Consider the following 1,563-nt stretch of genomic DNA (forward strand, 5'->3'; position numbering starts at 1 on the left):
GCGGCGACCTCACGCGCCGGGACGCCGCCGTCGCGCAGCACCGCGCAGGGTCGGGTGGAGAGGTCGTCGACCAGCTGCTCGACGTCGTGCACCAGCGCCCAGGCGGCGCCGACCGCGGCGGGGGTGACCACCCCCTCGGGACGGGTGCCGGAGGTCAGCGCCGGCGGTTCGGCGCCCGGGGTGGTGCGGGTGAGCCGGTGCCCGCGCAGCTCCCACGACACCTCCCGCGGCAGCAGCACCGTGTCCGTGTCGGCCGGCCGCAGCAGGCCGAGCGCCAGCAGCCGCTCGACCGGGTTGCGGGCGGTCTCCAGGGTGACGCCGCGGTCGGCCTGGCGCAGCGCGCCGGTGGGCTGCTCCCACAGCAGCCGGTCGAGGATCACCTGCTCCGCCGGTCCGACCTGCTCCAGCGCGGCGCGGACGTCGGCGGGTGGCAGCGGCCGGGGCGAGACCGGGGCCAGCCCGGCCGGGAACGGGCCGAGCACCTCGCGGACGGTCCGCACCACGTGCAGCTCGGCGTCCTCACCCCAGACCAGGGCCGCCAGCCGCAGCTGCTGCAGCGTCTCCGGCAGCACCTCGCGCGGCACGTCCCCGAGCAGGTCGGCCAGGTCGTCGACGCCGACGCCGTCCGGTGCGGCCGCCAGCCCCAGCACGACGTGGCGCTGCCAGGCGTCCAGCCGGTCGACGGCGCGGCTGGTGGAGGCGACGGTGACCGCCCTGGCCGCCAGCTCACCGAGGTCGGCCGGCAGTGGACGGGCGAGGTCCTCGCGCAGTGCGAGGAGGGCGGACAGCTGGTCGGTGCTGAAGCCGGCCAGAGCCTCCGAGAGCGAGCGCGGCGCCACCTCAGCCCCAGGCCGAGGGGTCGCGGGTCGCGTACGGTCCGCGTTCCTCGGGCTCGCCGGACTGCACGCTGAGGTAGCTGATCACGGGGTGCACCACGAGCATCGCCAGGCAGAACAGGGTCGCCATCGGCTGGACCGCGGTGACCAGACCGCTGAAGGAGAGGGTGTCGAGGAAGCCGACCAGCCCGACCAGGGCGAGCACGCCGAACCCGATCGCGTAGCCGACCCGCACCTTGCTCCGCCGCCGCGGCACCCAGTGCGTCAGCACCGCGGCACCGATCACGCAGAACAGCGAGAGCGGGAAGACCAGCACGCCCAGCCCCAGCACGATGAGGACCGGCCAGGTCACCCCCTCCACCACCCGCGTCCCCGTGCTGCGGAAGTCGCCGCGCGCCTCCGGCGGCTCCCAGGAGGTGGGGGCGAACCACTGGTCGGTCCCCGGGGCGGGGTGTGCGGGACCAGCCGGCGGGGGCAGCTGCGGCTGGCCCGGCCGCATCCCCTGGCCGACGGCGAAGGGCTGCTGGGGGTCGTGGCCGCCGATGAGCGGCGCCGGGACCGCGGGCGTCGGCGTCCCGGCGGGCGGGGCCCACTGCTGGCTCCAGGAGCTGGAGTGCGCCGCGCTCCAGGCCCGCGGGCCGAAGGAGGGCTGCTCGGTCATCACCGACTGCACGACATCGAAGGCGCGGTGCGGGTCGCGCTGCTCGCCACGGTCCGGCACCAGGGT

Annotated in this window: 1 protein-coding gene and 1 pseudogene; both read right to left on the reverse strand. The window is 76.6% G+C overall.

Going from position 1 to position 1,563, the window contains the following annotated elements; genetic code table 11:
• Positions 1 to 839: pseudogene (locus DVA66_RS20255) on the reverse strand (helicase-associated domain-containing protein); the annotation flags it as partial.
• Between the two features lies 1 nt (position 840).
• The coding region (locus DVA66_RS20260) for a hypothetical protein (protein ID WP_198672002.1) at positions 841 to 1,563 on the reverse strand (723 nt) is incomplete at its 5' end.

The sequence above is a fragment of the Desertihabitans aurantiacus genome (assembly GCF_003344635.1).
GTDB classification, from domain to species: Bacteria; Actinomycetota; Actinomycetes; order Propionibacteriales; family Propionibacteriaceae; genus Desertihabitans; species Desertihabitans aurantiacus.